Genomic DNA, 17111 nt, shown 5'->3' with positions numbered 1-17111 from the left:
AGTAATTAACCCCAGAGTAAATAGTCTGTATTTTTATACAGACTATTTTTTTGTGCGGGCTTTAATTATTTTGAGATAATTATAAAGGTATCTTATAAATATATTTTAAATAATGTATTACTGTTTTATTTATAAAATGAAATGTACTTTATAAATAAAAAATAGGGTTACTGAGCCATAAAAATTATGATTGCTTAACTAACTTAAATTGGGTGTAATGAACCTACAATAAAGGCACTTGTAGTACAGGGAAGTAAATGATTAAATTTAATTCATTAGAAATTAAGAATGTTAAAGGTTTATCGGGTAGTAATTTTAAATTCAACTTTTTTCCTAACAAACCATGTGTACTTGTGGCTCCAAATGGATATGGAAAAAGCTCAATTGCTTGCGCATTTAAATCATTAAAAAGTAACAAATTAGAACTAAAAGAAGATGACTATCATAATGGAGATTTATCATTTTCACCTGAACTCATAGTTGAGTTTGATAAAGTTAAATATCCTGCAAATTCCACTCAAAATAAAATTCATTCAAACTTTGATATTTCTGTTATAAATAACCCAATTATTGCGAAAGCAAAACAGATGAAAATGGGATCATTTACTCGAGCTACGGCCAGCATTACTGTAGATACAATTGAGCTCGTTGCCACTGTACCTGAGAAAGTATTATTTGATTATTCGATTAGCGAAAATAAAGCTTGGTTTGGTACTAACGGGAAAGTTTTAACAAACATTGAAAATACATTAATAAGTAATGATGAGTTTATATATTTGTTAAGCAAAAAAATAGACTTCTCTAGGTTTGTTAAAAAGAGAGATTACATAAATCCTGTTGAAAATATAATTAAAGAGATTAATCAAATTATAGGTAACAGTGCTCAGATAAAAGTAACAATTGAGCAATCAATTTTAGCTTCACTGGAGACAATCGAGCCACTCAAGCACTTATCCATTCTTGTAAATGAGTGTACTGGAAATGAAGTTGTTGACTGCTATCTACATTCAATACAAATAGTAAAAATGATTCAAAGTAGTTCTTTTACAAAAGCCTTAATTTATAGAATGTACTGTAGGGAAAAATATTTCTTTGATGATTTATTAAGATCAGTTAATTCTACAAGACATAATTTAAAAACTAGAGAAGTTAAAAAATCCCAGAATAATATTAAGAAAAAACTTATAGTAGAGTTTCCAAAGATAAGCTCCATTTCTAATGGGCAAAGGGATATAATTTCATTTATATCACAAATTCAAAAAGCAAAATCTAGTTTCAAAAAACAAAATTGTATTTTGATTGTTGACGAAATATTTGATTATCTTGATGATGCTAATTTAGTATCATTTCAGTATTATATAACTAAGTTGATAGAGGAATTTAAATTACAAGGTAGAAATATTTTCCCTATATTACTAACACATTTAGACCCTCTACACTTCAATCATTTTTGTTTTAGTAAACACAAAATGCAAATACACTACTTAGCTCAAAGTCCGAATAAAGTGACATGTAAATTTTTAGATATTGTTAAAAACAGAAAAGATCAACAAATTGGAAGCGATTTAAGTAAGTATTTTTTTCATTATCATCCAGAAGACAAAGATTTAGAAAACGATTTTATTCGTTTAGGCATGCCAATAGCTTGGGGGAGATCTTTATCATTTCATAGAGAGGTTTCTATTGAGCTAATAAAATATCTGCAAGGGTCTAGTTATGACCCTATAGCTGTTTTATTTGCGATTAGGGTTAGAATAGAAGAGTTCGCCTATAATTCTTTATTTGATTGCGATAAACAGAACTTTTTGGATACCCATAAAACTCGAAATAAGCTTCTTTTTTGTGAAGATAGAAGTATTCATATTCCTGAAATAAATTATTTATTAGGTTTAATTTATAATGATGATCTTCACTGGTCGGATAATCGCGATTATATTACACCGCTAGTTTCCAAGCTAGAAAACATTACTGTTAAGAAAATGATTAGCGAACTTGAGCAATACAGTGGACGGGAAAATTAGTATTTCCCGCTTATAGCTTACCCGATAAGCTATGAAAAATGAATCAGATAAAAAACACATAACGGTTTTTATGTGTTTTCCTCTAAAAGCGAAGCGACTCTTAACCTCTTTGTGCGTCATTCTTTTGGTCTATTTCACTAAAAAGCTCAAAAAGCCATTCAAAACTACTTAGCCTGATACCTAACTATCACAAACTTAAGTGGCACATCGCCGTTGTTATAAATGCCGTGTAGGTCATTAGGGGCTGCAAATAAAATATCTCCGGTGAGTGCTGGTTGGCTTTTACCATTGAGCGTCCAGGTGCCTGAGCCCTCAATAATCATTAAGTATTCTTCATCGGGATGCTGGTGGGCGGGATGTATTTCGTTATTAGGTTTAATAACCGCCACACCTGTAATAGCGCCTTTGGTGAGTGATGTATCGCCATAAAAGTAGGTATGAAAATCACCGCCTTCGTAGTGAGTGATGTGCGCGTCTTTTGGGCTCACTATAGATGAGGTAAGTTGCTTGGGTTTATCTGCTGCGCTAACAGGTGATGCAGAAGTTAATGCAGCAGTTAATACAATCGTTAATGCAATCGTTAATGCAAAGGTGGCTGCGGCTTTTAGTGATAAAGTGTTTGTTGTGTTTTTCATGTGTGTCCTTGCTAATTTATTTACTAGTTATCTTGCTAGTTAGGTATGCAATTAAGGAATGTGTGCTGTGTTATTTTTGTTCAGTCTATTTTAATAAAACGTTGTTGTCAAAAAGACTATATGGTGTTAAGTTTACCTTGCACACTAAAAACACACAACAGGTACATCATGCATAAAAATAAACTAACGATTGCTATTTTATTAGGAATGTCGAGCCTTGCACTTGGCTGTAATGGCTCAGCAGAGCAAAGTAAACCGACACTAAAAGCACAAAAAGCGCCGGAGCAATTAACGCTTAAAGCGCAATTTAAAGATCATTTTAAAATTGGTACAGCAATTAGCCGCGACCAAGTGTTAGGGGCTTTGCCTGAAGATTTAAATGTAGCTAAAGCGCAATTTAATACCTTTACGCCAGAGAACTCAATGAAGTGGGAACGCATACACCCAGAGCTTGAAACGTATGACTTTGAAGCCGCTGATGCGTTAGTTAAGTACGCACAAGAGAACAACCAAGAATTAGTTGGGCATACATTAGTGTGGCATTCGCAAACGCCTGATTGGGTTTTTGAAGACGAACAAGGCGAGCCGCTAACCCGCGATGCATTACTTAAGCGCATGCAAAACCATATTAATGCTGTTGCAGGGCGTTATAAAAACCGCATTTTTGCATGGGACGTTGTAAACGAAGCATTAAACGAAGACGGCACACTGCGTGAATCTAAATGGAGCACCATTATTGGTGACGACTTTATAGAATACGCGTTTAAATACGCTAAGCAGGCAGCGCCTAATGCCAAGCTGTATTACAACGACTACAACTTGTATAAGCCAGAAAAAAGAGCCGGTGCAATTGCGCTTATTAAAAATTTACAAAGCAAAGGCATTGAAATAGATGGTATTGGTATGCAAGCGCATTACTCGCTTGATAACCCTGAGCTTTCGTTAATGGAAGACTCTATTGTGGCATACGCTGCAACGGGTATTGATGTGATGATAACCGAGCTTGATATTTCGGTATTGCCGTTCCCTGAAGGTGAAGAACAAGGCGCTGACATTTCGTTAGATATTGCCTTGCAAGAGCGCTTTAATCCATACCCGAATGGCCTACCGAGTGAAGTAAACACCCAGTTAGGCGAGCGCTACAAAGCCGTATTTAACATACTTAAAAAGCATGACGATAAAGTAAGCCGCGTAACATTTTGGGGTATAAGCGATGCAGGCACTTGGCGTAACGATTGGCCAATGCAAGGGCGTACCGATTACCCATTATTAATTGACCGTGAGCTAAAACTTAAAAGCTTTGTAAGCGATTTATAATAGTAAAAAACATTTAATCTCCCGTAAAGGATCGCTTAATAGCGATCCTTTTTTGGTTTTAAGCGCTTAAAATAGCTATTTTTGATAGGTTTATTATTAAGATTTTAAGTTAGTTAAGCAGTAACTAATATGCGTTTGCAAAGGCACTTGTGGTGTTAAATAGCTAAATGGGAAGAGTGGGTTATTTGGGCTGTCGGGGCAAAATTGCGGTTCTAGGCAAATGCCGTCATGCGCATTAAAAGGACTTTTTAAATGCTGCCCTGTATATACCTGAATAGCAGGGTAGTTAGAAAGCACACTCAGCATTACCTTTTCATCAGCACTTATAAGCTCAGCGTGTTGCTTATTGGTTTGCAGGTTAAGTACTTGTTCGGTTACAAAGTTATGATCGAGTTTATCGGTTTTATTAAGCACTCGCGCATTTGTATAGTCGAAAGGGGTATTTGCTACAGGGGCTATTAAACCTGTGGGAATTGCGTGCGAATTTATGGGCGTATAATGCGCGGCGGCCAATTTTAATATATGCCCTTGTGCGCTGTTAGTAATGCCATTTAAATTAAAATACGGGTGTGCTGTTGGCCCTGCAATGGTTTTTTTATTACTGGTAATTGTAAATTTAATATCAAGATTACTCTCGTTTTTACTGTTAGTGGTAAAGCTGTACAGCACATTAAATGTGGTTTTACCTGGGTAGCCGTTGTAACCATCGGGTAGGGTAATACTTAAACTTAATGCATTTTTGTGATGATAATCGAGCTGCCAAAACAAGTCGCTTAATGCTTTATGCCCGCCATGAAGTTGGTTATTGCCTTCGTTTTTATTAAGCGCATAAGCTTTATTATCAATGTGTATTTGGGCGTTACTTAGCCTATTTGCATAAGGGCCGGCTACTGCGCCTAAGTAAAACGTGTCGTTTAAATAGTCATTAATATTAGAATAGCCAAGTACAATATTTCTTTTTTTATTATCAACATGGGTAACCCAGCTGGTAAGCCGGGCACCGTAGTTAATAATAGAAATAGTGTCGTTTGCCTCATTACTTAGTGTGTATTGAACAAGTGAAGTTGTCATGGTGGTTACTCTTTTAATTGTTCATTCTGGCTTTTTTAATTTCTTCTTTTACGATTGGATACAGATCGTAAGTTGGGTAAAACTCAGTGCTGTAGGCTTTCCAACCATAGCGCTCAATCGATAAATTTACTTTTGGTAATAACGCTGCTGGAAAGCGCAGAGTAACTACTTGCCCTATACCCATCATTACTTTCCAAGATTCTACCGTTGCGCCCTCTGGTGGGAAGTGTTTGTAAAAGTTAGCGTTGTTTAGTATTTCTTTTATTTCAGAGAGGTTTTTTGATTGGTCGTGTTTTAAAAAAATCGTTAGCATTAGTTCATCATTTTGCTTGTCATTTGCCCATGCGTTAAAACTAGTACCTGCACTAAAAAGCATAATTAATAGTAAATATTTCATAGTTCACCTTTGTTAGTTAATTATAAAAATGCGCCGAGCTTTGGGAGGCTTAGCGCATTAATTGGATAAAATTGTATTATTGCGCGCATTACGCGTACTAAATGTATTAGGCGTTGGCTTTAATTAACGCCTGCGCGGTGCTAACTACGTTTTTGGTGGTAAAGCCAAAGTGCTCTAATAACACGTTACCTGGCGCCGACTCACCAAAAGTGCTCATACCAATTACTTTGCCTTGTAAACCTACATATTTAAGCCAGTAATCTTGGTGTGATGTTTCAATTGCAATGCGGTTTGCAACCGAGTTTGGTAATACACTTTGCTTATAATCGTCTGATTGTAGATCAAACAATGTGGTGCTTGGCATTGATACCACACGCACTGCAACGCCTTGTGCTGTAAGCTCTTTTGCGGCTTGCATTGCTAAATCAACTTCAGACCCCGTTGCTATTAAAATAAGCTCAGGCGCTTTATTGCTTTCGCTAAGAATATAGCCGCCTTTTTCTATGTCGCTAATTTGCTGAGCGCTGCGTGGCTGGTGGTTGAGCCCTTGGCGACTAAAAATAAGCGCCGTAGGTTGCTGCTGATTTTGTATAGCGTTTTTCCACGAAACGGCGGTTTCTACTGCATCACACGGGCGCCATGTGACTAAGTTTGGGGTCATACGTAGGTTGGCTAGTTGCTCAATAGGTTGATGAGTCGGGCCGTCTTCACCTTGGCCAATAGAGTCATGGGTATACACAAATATATTTTGAATACCCATAAGTGCCGACATTCTTACTGCGTTACGGGCATATTCCATAAACATTAAAAACGTTGCGCCGTAATTAATAAAACCACTGTGCAGTGATATGCCATTCATAATGCCGCTCATACCAAACTCGCGCACGCCATAAAACAGGTAATTACCGCTGGCGTCATCTGCGCTTATGCCTTTAGAGCCAGACCACAACGTTAAGTTAGAACCGGCTAAATCGGCAGAGCCACCCAATAACTCTGGTAAATGCGGGGCAAAGGCTTCAATGGTGTTTTGCGAGGCTTTTCGGCTGGCAATGTTAGCGGCGTCTTTGTTGCACTGTGCAATATAGTTGTTTGCAATTGTTTCAAAGTTTTCAGGCAGGGTGCGTTTAATTACGCGGCGCTCAAATTCTTTAGCAAGCTCTGGGTGGCTTTTGGTGTAGTCGCTAAACAGTTGTTGCCATTGTTTTTGTTTTTTATCACCGCTTTGTTTAGCGTCCCAATGGGCGTAAATATCATCACTGATACTAAATGCTTTATTTGGGAGGTTTAAAAATTTGCGTGCAGCAGTTATTTCGTCATTGCCTAATGGCGAGCCATGGCAGTCGTGCGAGCCTGATTTATTTGGCGAGCCAAAGCCAATCACGGTTTTACAACAAAGTAGGGTAGGTTTATCGCTCACTAGTTTGGCTTGTGCAATGGCGCTGGCAATTTGTTCTGGGTCGTGGCCGTCTATATCTTTTATTACATGCCAGCCGTAAGCGTCAAAGCGTTTAGCGGTGTCGTCGGTAAACCAGCCCTCAACGTGTCCGTCGATAGATATACCGTTATCATCCCAAAAAGCAATAAGTTTACCCAGGCCTAATGTGCCTGCAAGCGAACATGCTTCGTGTGATATGCCTTCCATTAAACAGCCATCACCCATAAAACAGTAAGTGTAATGATCAACAATATCAAAACTCTCTTTGTTAAATTGTGCTGCTAGGGCTTTTTCGGCAATAGCCATACCTACGGCATTTGATAAACCTGCGCCAAGCGGACCTGTGGTTGTTTCAACACCTGGGGTATAACCGTATTCAGGGTGACCTGGGGTTTTTGAATGCATTTGTCTAAATTGTTTAAGCTCGCTAAGTGGTAGTTCGTACCCGCTTAAATGCAATAAAGAATAAATAAGCATAGATCCGTGACCGTTACTGAGTACAAAGCGGTCTCGGTTTGGCCAATTTGGATCGGTTGGATTGTGGTTTAAAAAATCGTTCCACAGTACTTCGGCTATATCGGCCATACCCATAGGTGCGCCCGGATGCCCTGAATTTGCTTGCTGTACTGCATCCATACTGAGTGCGCGAATGGCATTAGCAAAAGGCGCACGAGAAGAAAGCTGAGTCATGTATTACCTCAAATAAAATTAAAAAAGCCCGCACGTAATGTGGCAGGCTTGAGGGAAATTAGTTTAGTAAGTCTTCAACCAATTTAGCCAAAATACGCTGATCTTTGGCAAAGTTACGAATACCTTCACCGAGCTTTTCGCTGGCCATTGCATCTTCGTTGTGCTGCCATAAAAATTGCTCGTGGGTGAGTGGGGTTATGTCGCTTTGCGGTGCTTTGGCAATATTTGCAGCGTCAAGCTTAGTAAGCAGTTCACCTTCTTGGCTTTGTAAATCATTGAGTAATGATGGCGAGATAGTCAGTAAATCGCAGCCAGCAAGCTCGATTATTTCTTGAATGTTTCTAAAGCTTGCGCCCATTACCACGGTTTTATAATCGTACTTTTTATAGTACTTATAAATACTGGTAACCGACTGCACACCAGGATCTTCGCTTGGGGTGTATTCTTTATTATCGCGGGCTTTGTACCAATCAAGAATACGCCCAACAAACGGAGATATAAGCGTTACGTTAGCTTGTGCGCACGCAATGGCTTGAGCCATCGAAAAAAGCAGTGTTAAGTTACACTTAATGCCTTCTTTTTCTAACTGCTCGGCGGCTTTAATGCCTTCCCACGTTGAAGCAAGTTTAATAAGTACGCGGTCTTTTGAAATACCCGCTTGCTCGTAAAGTGAAATAAGCTTACGCCCTTTGGCAATACTTGCTGGGGTATCAAACGATAAACGCGCATCTACTTCGCTCGATATACGCCCAGGTATTACTTTTAGTATTTCACAGCCAAAGTTAACAATAAGTTGGTCGCATATAGCGTCAACGTTGTTGCCAGCTTTTTGTATAGCGTCTTCAATTAAATGTTTATATTGAGGTAATTTTGCAGCTTGTAAAATTAACGAAGGATTGGTTGTTGCATCAACCGGTTGTAGGGCTTTGATTGACTCTACATCGCCACTGTCGGCAACGACTGTGGTTACTTTTTTGAGTTGTTCTAACAAGTTCATAATGATGTACGCCTCGGCTTTATAACCGAGGCGATGTCCTTATACGTAGCGGTTAACAATATTCTCAAGCAGTTCTTGGCGACCAGAAACTTGCTTAGGATCGATGTTGTTCTCGTGTACTAAGGCTGAAAGGCTTTCAAGTGATTGCTCACCATTTAGAATGCTTTGACCTAGGTCTTCTTTCCAACCAGCGTAACGATTTTCAACAAAATCAGTCAGCTCGCCGCCTTCAATCATTGCTGCTGCATTGAGTAATGCTTTAGCCATCGTATCCATACCGCCAATGTGACCAATGAATAAGTCATCACGCTCACACGATTGACGACGAAGTTTAGTGTCAAAGTTAAAGCCGCCCGTTGTAAAACCACCCATTTTTAAAATTTCGTAAACAACAAGTGTGCACTCAGCTACGTCGTTAGGAAATTGGTCTGTATCCCAACCGTTTTGCATGTCGCCACGGTTAGCATCAATACTACCCATAATGCCTTCTGCGCAAGCAACTGCAATTTCGTGGTGGAAGCTATGACCCGCAAGTGTTGCGTGGTTTGCTTCAATGTTTACTTTAATTTCGTCTTGTAAGCCGTGCTTGTATAAAAAGCCTGCAACCGTTGCTGTATCGTAATCGTACTGGTGCTTAGTTGGCTCTTGTGGTTTTGGCTCAATTAATAATGTGCCTTTAAAACCAATTTTTTTCTTGTGCTCTACAACCATTTTCAAAAAGCGTGCGTACTGTTCGCTTTCTTGTGCAAGGTCTGTATTTAGTAGCGTGTCGTAACCTTCACGACCACCCCAAAGTACGTAGTTTTCGCCGCCTAAACGATGCGTAATTTCCATTGCATGTTTAACTTGTGCTGCTGCATATGCATACGTATTAGGATTAGGGTTTGTTGCACCACCGGCACAAAAACGCTGATTTGAGAATAAGTTAGCAGTACCCCACAGTAGTTTTACACCTGTGCGCTGCATTTCTTTTTCGATAATGTTAGCTATGTGCGTTACGTTATCGTGGCTTTCTTGTAGTGTTTTGCCTTCAGGGGCAATATCAACATCATGAAAACAAAAGTAAGGAACGCCTAATTTTTCATAAAATTCAAAGGCTACTTTTACTTTTTGTTCAGCAAGTTCTAATTGATTGCCTACAGGTTGGATCCAAGGACGATCAAATGTACCTTCACCAAAAATATCAAACCCTGTAGAACAAAAGTTATGCCAGTAACAGGCTGCAAAACGTAAATGTTCTTTCATTGTTTTGCCAAGCACTACTTGGTTTTCGTCGTAGTAACGAAATGCAAATGGGTTTTTAGAGTTTTCACCCTCAAATTTGATTTTTTCAACGTTTGTAAAAAATTGTTCGCTCATAATGTGCTCCATTAATTTTATAATAGTGTATTAAAAGTATGTTTTTACACTTTGGTAAAGTGCTTTGTATGTTGTGTATTGCTGTGCGTAAAAGTCTTGCATGACTGGGTCTGGCTCAATTGTTTGCGTTACTTTGCCGTTAACACACACTTGTTGTGCAGGGAGTTGTGTTACTGCTATTCGGGCAAGTCTTGCAGCGCCAAATGCGGGGCCAACTTCTGAGCCTTCTCGGTAAATTAGGGGGCGGTTGAGTACACTTGCGATGATTTTTCCCCACAGTGGGCTTTTAGCGCCACCACCAATAACGGTTACATCGTCAATTTGTGCGCCAGCATCAAGCAGTACTTGTTGGCCATCGGCAAAAGCAAAAGCAACGCCCTCTAGTACTGCGCGGCCAAGGGCTGCTGCATCGGTATCGCTATCTAAACCAAAAAATACGCCTTTGGCATCGGGGTTATTATGCGGCGTACGCTCGCCAGTTAAATAAGGTAAAAATATCACTGAGCTTGGTTTGCTAAAATCGCATTTACTTACTTGTTCAAGCAATGCGCTTTCGTTTTTAAAACCGGTTAATTTAGTGACCCAGGTTAAACAGCTTGCTGCGCTTAACACCACTGACATTTGGTGCCAGGTGTTTTCAATGCAATGACAAAAAGTATGTACAGCACCTTCTGGGTTAGGCAGGTATTTATCGTTAGCAACAAAGTAAACGCCCGAAGTACCTAATGATAAAAACGCTTGTTTAGGCCTTACTACGCCAACACCGGCAGCGCCTGCGGCATTATCGCCACCACCTGCAACAACAGGCACTTGCTCCATACCCCATTTAGCAGCAACTTGGGCTGTTAATTTTCCAGTAATTTGTGTGCCCTCAAAAAGAGTAGGCATGTGTTGCTCTGTTAAGTCGCAGGCGCTAAGCATTTTTTGCGACCACGCTCTTTTTTCTACGTCTAGCCACAGTGTGCCTGCTGAGTCAGACATATCTGATGCAAAATCACCGGTCATTAAAAAGCGTAGGTAGTCTTTTGGTAATAATACTTTGGCTACTTTTGCAAAGTTTTCTGGTTCAAACTCTTTTAACCACACCAATTTAGGTGCAGTAAAACCAGGCATTGCTATGTTGCCGGTAATATTACGAGAATTTGGTTCGCGTTTTTCAAGCTCTACACATTGTGCTGCACTGCGCCCGTCGTTCCATAAAATGGCTGGGCGAATAATATTATTGTTTTTATCAAGCAGCGTTGCGCCATGCATTTGCCCAGAAAGGCCCACAGCCTTTACCGATTTTAGTAATGCAGGGTGAGTATTTTTAAGCTCCTCGATTGCACTACAGGTAGCAAGCCACCAATCTGTAGGGTTTTGCTCAGAAAAAAGTGGTGCTGGGCGTGAAACGCTTAAAGAACCACTTGCTTGAGCAAGCAATTGGTCTTGCTCGTCTAAAATAATTACTTTTACACCTGAAGTGCCTAAATCGATACCAAGGAACATAAATGTGATACTTAATGTTGTTTTAGTGTTAGCGCTAACATTAATGATTTGATATTGTTAAGTCAAGCTAGTTTTAAACTATGTTTAACAATTAATTTGCAATTTTATTGCTTGGTTGTTGGAGTTCACTTAAATTTCTTTTTAAGATCATAAGGAAACACTATGAAAAAAATAAACTGGGGTATTGTTGGTTGTGGCCGAATTGCTGCACAATTTTGTGAAGACTTAGCACATACAAATAATAGTGTTGCGTACGCAGTTGCAGCAAGAAATGGAGATGATGCAACCGCTTTTGCGAGCAAGTATGGTGCGGCCAATGCCTACGAAGGGTATCAGGCATTATTTGACGATAAAAACGTTGATGTAGTTTACATTGCGACCCCGCATAACTTTCACTTTAAAAATGCCAGCGATGCTATTAAAGCAGGTAAGCATGTATTGTGCGAAAAGCCCATTACGGTTTCGGCTGAAGAGTGCAAGCAGTTGTCTTTACTGGCTAAAAAGCACGACGTATTTTTAATGGAAGCCATGTGGACGTACTTTTTACCTGCAATACAAAAAGCAAAACAATGGGTAGAGCAAGGGCGAATTGGCACTATTAAACATGTTAAAGCTGACTTTGGCTACCCTGTGCCTTTTAATCCCGATGGGCGTGAATACAACCCAGATTTAGCGGGCGGTTGTTTACTCGATATGGGAATTTATCCGCTTGCCATTGCCAATTACTTTTTAAATAACGACCTTGAAAACTTACACGTAAGAGCAAATATTCGCTACAAAGGCGTGGAAGACGATGTACTTATTACTGCTAATTGTGGCGATGTAATGGTGAGCTTAGCAACGTCATTTCAATGCCGGTTAGGGAATGGCGCGTATATTATTGGCGACAAAGGCTATATAAAAATACCCGATGCATTTAGGGCTTATGAGTGCTCTTTGTATGAGCTTGATGACTTAATTGAGCATTTTGAAGATGGGAGGCAGTCACAAGGTTACAGCTTTGAAGCCCAAGAAGTAGGGCGCTTACTGAGCGAAAATAAACGAGAGAGTGACATTATGAGTCACTCTCAAAGTTTACTTTTACAATCGCAAATGGAGCGTATTAAAGCCCTGTTTTAATAGAGCTTTGAATGAGCTTTTAAATGGTTTTATATCAGCTCTAAATCAACTAATAAACTTAACTGGCGGCGATTTATTCGCCGCTAGGTTCGTCATAATTAAAAAATGAAAAGTGAGCTTCTTTATTTTGCCCCGATAAGTCTTGGCACGCCATACCAACAAAAGCACCGGTAAAACACGGGCGATACCCTTGTGGTGATTGCTGTACGTAATCGTCTGATAAAATACTGCCATCGAGCACTGGACCAAACTTTATCCAGCAGCTTTTTTCGGTGGCGTAGTAAAACTGCAGCTGAGCGCCATTAAAATCAGCTTTTAAGTAAACAGGTTTGTTTGTTTTAAGCAAAAGCGGTGCAACAGGCGTGCTTGTTTGGTATTTATCGCAGCTTATTATATTTAAATAACGTGGTATGGTTTCATCGCCTACATCGCCGCCGCTTATATGCAAATAGTAGTAATGAGCGGTGTTGTAATAACATACTAGCCCCGCCATTTGCTGAAAACTGCTCGGCGCAAAATCAACGCATGTGCTGCTAACAGTATGATGAGCCTGTACACGCCTGGCAATAAAACTTTGTTGATGCAATGAGCTTAAAGACTCTTTTCCCACTAGGGTGAGCGATGCTTTTTGGGCATTTTTATAGACCCAGCTTTTGCACATGGGTATACGCAATGACTGAAAATCAACAGTAAGCCCATCGTTACTAAAATTAATATTTGTTGATGGTTGCGGCTGTGGATTTAGCGTTAAACCTTCAACGGGTACGTGTATTCTGGGGGCTTTATTTGTGTGTTTTGCATAAGGCCAGCCATCGTCTTTCCAGATTATTTGTTCAATCCCTGTTTCACGCCCTGTAATGCAGCGGCCACGCTCAGACAGTGGTCTTGATGTTAAAAATACCGTGTACCAATCACCGGCTTGCGTTTGAAAAAAATCTCCATGGCCACATTTTTGTAGCGTATTACTCGGCTCGTGGGCTGCTGTAATAACGGGGTTGTGCGGGTGTACTTGGTAAGGGCCAAATACGTTTTTAGCACGCGCTACACTAATGCAGTGTTCATACCCAGTGCCACCTTCAGCGGTAATTAAATAGTAGTAAGCGCCGCGTTTTAAAATATGTGGGCCTTCAGTGCAACCAAGTTTTGTGCCTGAAAATATAGGTTTAACATCGCCTATTAATTTATTGGTTTTTAGGCAAAGCTCTTGCATTACTATGCCACCAAATAGTGCGTTGTTGCGGTGATCAACCAGCATATTGAGCAAATAACTTTTACCGTTATCATCGTGAAAAATAGACGGATCAAAACCGCTAGAGTTTAAGTAAGTCGCTTGTGACCAGTTACCGGTAATATCAGTGGTTGATACAAAATAGTTTGGTGTGTCTTTCCAAGGGCCATCAAAGCTTTTTACATTGGTATATACCAAATAAAAACGGCCATTATTGTAGCTTAGTTGCGCAGCCCATACGCCGCAAGAGTCGGGCACTCCTCGCATATCGAGTTGCTCTACGGTGTTAAGTGCTTGGCCTATAACTCGCCAATTTACTAAATCGGTAGAGTGGTGAATTTGCACACCGCCAAACCATTCAAATGTTGAAGTGGCTATGTAGTAGTCGTTATTAACTCTGACAATGTTTGGATCTGGGTTAAAGCCTCTTAGAATTGGATTTTGCAGCATGCTCATAATATAGGCCTTTTTAAGTTTTTTATGTTATTGGGTGTGAATATTATAAATTTGTTGTTAGCGCTAACATTTTCAGTGTAGTATAAGACTTTGTCAATAAGTAATCATTTAAAACGCGCTGTAAACAATATCAAGCTTCGCAATTATGTATAATGAAAATTAAGAAAGTTAATTATAACAATCACATGATTGTGAGTAGGTAATAAGAATATGGCCGATCCTAAAAGAGCAAGAATACAAGATGTAGCCGAGCAGGCTGGTGTATCAATGATGACGGTTTCGCGAGTGCTCAACCAAGACAAAAAAGTAAGCGACAAAACTCGCGAAAAAGTAATGGCGGTTGTTGAGCAATTAAATTACAGGCCAAATGTGTCTGCTAGGCGCCTTGCTAGTACTAAGTCATTTTTTTTAGGGCTTTTATACGATAACCCAAGTGACTCTTACATAAGCCAGTTTTTGTTAGCAGCGCTTAAAAAATGCCGCGCACTGGGCTACCACCTTGTTGTTGACGAAGCGCATAGCGATATTGACAAAACAATTGAATCGGTAAAGCAACTTATTGATGTTACACAGGTTGATGGCATGATTTTACTGCCACCTATGTGCGACAACGAACAGGTTTTAGATGTTCTTACTAAAGCAAATATTCCGTTTGTAAGAATAACGCCAGATACAAAATTAAATCGCTCCCCTTATATATGCATGGACGATTACCAAGCGGCGTTTGATGTTACAGAGCATTTAATAAATCAAGGGCATAGCAAAATTGCACATATTATTGGCGACACTAAACAAGGTGTAAGCCGTTTGCGTTACCAAGGTTATTTAGATGCGCTGCGCTCTAATAAAATAATAACGCCACCTGAGTATATAGAGCAGGGCAGTTTTACCTATCAATCGGGTATGGAAGCGGCAATAAAATTACTTTCGCTTGATGATAAACCAACGGCTATTTTTGCAGCTAACGATGATATGGCAGCCGCTGTAATCTCAATAGCTCAAAAACAAGGTATTAATATTCCAAGCGAACTCTCGGTTGTTGGCTTTGATGACACGCAACTTGCAACCATAGTTTGGCCAAATATTTCTACGGTAAAACAGCCCATTAATGAAATGGCTGAACTTGCGATTACTTTACTTGCATCGGGTCAGTATAACGATTTAAGCAATGTAAAAAGCTTAGACTTAAGACATATTTTAGATTTTGAATTAATAGAAAGAGAATCAAGCTCAACCAATAAAAACAACTAAATAAGCGAATACGCATACCCTTTTGAGCTTCAAAATCTATATAAAATAACAACAACACACAATATGGATACTTATGAACGAGAAAGAAAATGTACTTTTAATAGTACTGGTTTGCTTTGTTGCGACCATTGGCGGGTTTTTATTTGGTTTTGACAGCGGCGTAATTAACGGCACTGTTGATGGATTACAAACGGCGTTTGGCTCCAGTAGTGCGGGTACGGGATTTAACGTATCGAGCATGCTAATTGGTTGTGCTATTGGTGCGTTTTGCGCAGGTCGATTGGCTGATAAATTTGGTCGGCGTCTAATTTTACTTTTTGCCGCTGCTTTATTTATTATAAGTGCTTGGGGTTCGGGTGTGTCAGTCACATCGTTTGAATTTGTGATTTATCGCATTTTAGGCGGCTTAGCTGTAGGGGCTGCGTCGGTTATGACCCCAGCTTATATTAGCGAGATTGCCCCCGCACGATACAGAGGCACGCTCTCTACACTTCAACAAGTGGCTATTATTTTTGGTTTGTTTAGCGCATTTGTGAGTAACTACTTTTTAGCCAATACTGCTGGCGGTTCTACGGCTATATTTTGGCTCGACTTTGAAACATGGCGCTGGATGTTTTGGGTTGAATTATTACCTGCATGCTTATTTTTAATCGCTTTATTCTTTATCCCCGAAAGCCCTCGATACTTAATTATGGCTGGTAAAAAAGACGCTGCTGCACGGGTGTTATCGTCATTATATGGTGATAAAACTGCCGCTCATAAATTAAATGAAATAGCAGAGTCTCTTGCTGGCGATAAACACCAACCTAAATTATCTGATCTTATTGATAAACCTAAAAAACGTTTACGTCCCATTGTTTGGATAGGAATTGGCTTAGCTACATTTCAGCAATTAGTCGGCATTAACGTTGTTTTTTACTACGGCGCGGTACTTTGGCAAGCAGCCGGTTTTACTGAATCTGACGCGTTACTTATTAATATAATAAGCGGCTTTGTAAGTATTTTAGCGGTGTTTATTACCATGTGTTTTATAGACAAAATTGGCAGAAAACCTTTTTTGTTAACCGGCTCAATTGGCATGACAGTGACGCTTTCGGTTATTGTTTATGCCTTTTTAAACGCAGATATTGGCTCAACAGGTAACTTAGAATTAGGAGAGCAGGGCATAGTTGCTTTAATAGCCGCTAATGCGTATGTGTTCTTTTTTAACTTATCGTGGGGGCCTGTAATGTGGGTTATGTTAGGCGAAATGTTCCCTAACCAAATTCGCGGCTCTGGCCTTGCAGTTACCGGCTTTGCCCAGTGGATAGCTAACTTTTTAATTACTTGGTCGTTCCCTGTCATGCTCACAGGCATTGGTTTAGCAGGGGCGTATGGTTTTTACGCATTTTGCGCGTTTGTTTCAGTTATATTTGTATTTAAGTTTTTACACGAAACCAAAGGCAAAGAGCTTGAACAAATGAAAGGGTAAATATTATCCCTTTAATAAGCGCCAAAACTAAAGCAATAGAACTAGAATAATAGAACTAAAGCAATAGTTTTGGCGTTGTTATACTGCTTCACTCGTTAAGCTTTTTTTACTAAACCCAAACACTTTATAAACTCGCAGTAACTATCTCACTTCTCAATAGTTAAATTACTAATGCA

At 39.6% G+C, this 17111-nt stretch carries 13 protein-coding genes; 5 read left to right on the top strand and 8 right to left on the bottom strand.

What is annotated here, in order from left to right:
• The first annotated feature begins 257 nt into the window (after positions 1–257).
• Positions 258–2021 (top strand): hypothetical protein, encoded by a 1764-nt coding sequence (locus I6F45_RS01450; protein ID WP_197159489.1) that lies wholly within the window; start codon positions 258–260, stop codon positions 2019–2021.
• A 164-nt stretch (positions 2022–2185) separates the two neighbouring features.
• Here I6F45_RS01450 and I6F45_RS01445 read toward each other — a convergent pair whose 3' ends face one another.
• Entirely contained in the window at positions 2186–2656 is a 471-nt protein-coding gene (locus tag I6F45_RS01445) for a cupin domain-containing protein (RefSeq protein ID WP_197159488.1), read from the bottom strand.
• A gap of 168 nt (positions 2657–2824) precedes the next feature.
• On the opposite strand from I6F45_RS01445, the gene I6F45_RS01440 reads away from it, so the two are divergent.
• Positions 2825–3973 (top strand): endo-1,4-beta-xylanase, encoded by a 1149-nt coding sequence (locus I6F45_RS01440; RefSeq protein WP_197118751.1) that lies wholly within the window; start codon positions 2825–2827, stop codon positions 3971–3973.
• Between the two features lie 96 nt (positions 3974–4069).
• On the opposite strand, the gene I6F45_RS01435 is transcribed toward I6F45_RS01440, so the two are convergent.
• The 6 genes from I6F45_RS01435 to xylB form a co-directional block, all read right to left on the bottom strand.
• A complete protein-coding gene (locus tag I6F45_RS01435; protein ID WP_197159487.1) occupies positions 4070–5044 on the bottom strand; it encodes an aldose epimerase family protein in 975 nt (324 codons plus the stop codon).
• A 13-nt stretch (positions 5045–5057) separates the two neighbouring features.
• Positions 5058–5441 (bottom strand): hypothetical protein, encoded by a 384-nt coding sequence (locus I6F45_RS01430; RefSeq protein WP_165727816.1) that lies wholly within the window; start codon positions 5439–5441, stop codon positions 5058–5060.
• Positions 5442–5547: 106 nt separating this feature from the next.
• Positions 5548–7566 (bottom strand): transketolase, encoded by a 2019-nt coding sequence (gene tkt / locus I6F45_RS01425; protein ID WP_197159486.1) that lies wholly within the window; start codon positions 7564–7566, stop codon positions 5548–5550.
• A gap of 58 nt (positions 7567–7624) precedes the next feature.
• Positions 7625–8563, bottom strand: coding sequence for a transaldolase (gene tal / locus I6F45_RS01420; protein WP_197159485.1), 939 nt, complete (start codon positions 8561–8563; stop codon positions 7625–7627).
• A gap of 39 nt (positions 8564–8602) precedes the next feature.
• Positions 8603–9922 carry a xylose isomerase gene (gene xylA, locus I6F45_RS01415; protein WP_197159484.1) on the bottom strand — a complete coding sequence of 440 codons (1320 nt, stop codon included), beginning with the start codon at positions 9920–9922 and terminating at the stop codon, positions 8603–8605.
• 30 nt (positions 9923–9952) lie between these two features.
• The gene (gene xylB, locus I6F45_RS01410; RefSeq protein ID WP_197111966.1) at positions 9953–11410 is read right to left on the bottom strand and encodes a xylulokinase; all 1458 of its coding nucleotides are present in this window, start codon (positions 11408–11410) and stop codon (positions 9953–9955) included.
• Positions 11411–11572: 162 nt separating this feature from the next.
• On the opposite strand from xylB, the gene I6F45_RS01405 reads away from it, so the two are divergent.
• Positions 11573–12529 (top strand): Gfo/Idh/MocA family protein, encoded by a 957-nt coding sequence (locus I6F45_RS01405; protein ID WP_024610332.1) that lies wholly within the window; start codon positions 11573–11575, stop codon positions 12527–12529.
• A 73-nt stretch (positions 12530–12602) separates the two neighbouring features.
• Here I6F45_RS01405 and I6F45_RS01400 read toward each other — a convergent pair whose 3' ends face one another.
• Positions 12603–14213, bottom strand: coding sequence for a glycoside hydrolase family 43 protein (locus tag I6F45_RS01400; RefSeq protein WP_197159483.1), 1611 nt, complete (start codon positions 14211–14213; stop codon positions 12603–12605).
• A gap of 210 nt (positions 14214–14423) precedes the next feature.
• Between I6F45_RS01400 and I6F45_RS01395 the strand changes: the two genes are divergently transcribed.
• A complete protein-coding gene (locus I6F45_RS01395) occupies positions 14424–15464 on the top strand; it encodes a LacI family DNA-binding transcriptional regulator (RefSeq protein WP_197159482.1) in 1041 nt (346 codons plus the stop codon).
• Positions 15465–15531: 67 nt separating this feature from the next.
• Complete coding sequence (locus I6F45_RS01390; protein WP_442961146.1) at positions 15532–16935, top strand: sugar porter family MFS transporter; 1404 nt, start codon at positions 15532–15534, stop codon at positions 16933–16935.
• Positions 16936–17111: the final 176 nt, after the last annotated feature.

Origin of the sequence: Pseudoalteromonas sp. SWYJZ19 (assembly GCF_015864375.1) — a bacterium.
Taxonomy (GTDB): Bacteria; Pseudomonadota; Gammaproteobacteria; order Enterobacterales; family Alteromonadaceae; genus Pseudoalteromonas; species Pseudoalteromonas arctica.
This window is presented reverse-complemented; position numbering and strand designations above follow the sequence as displayed.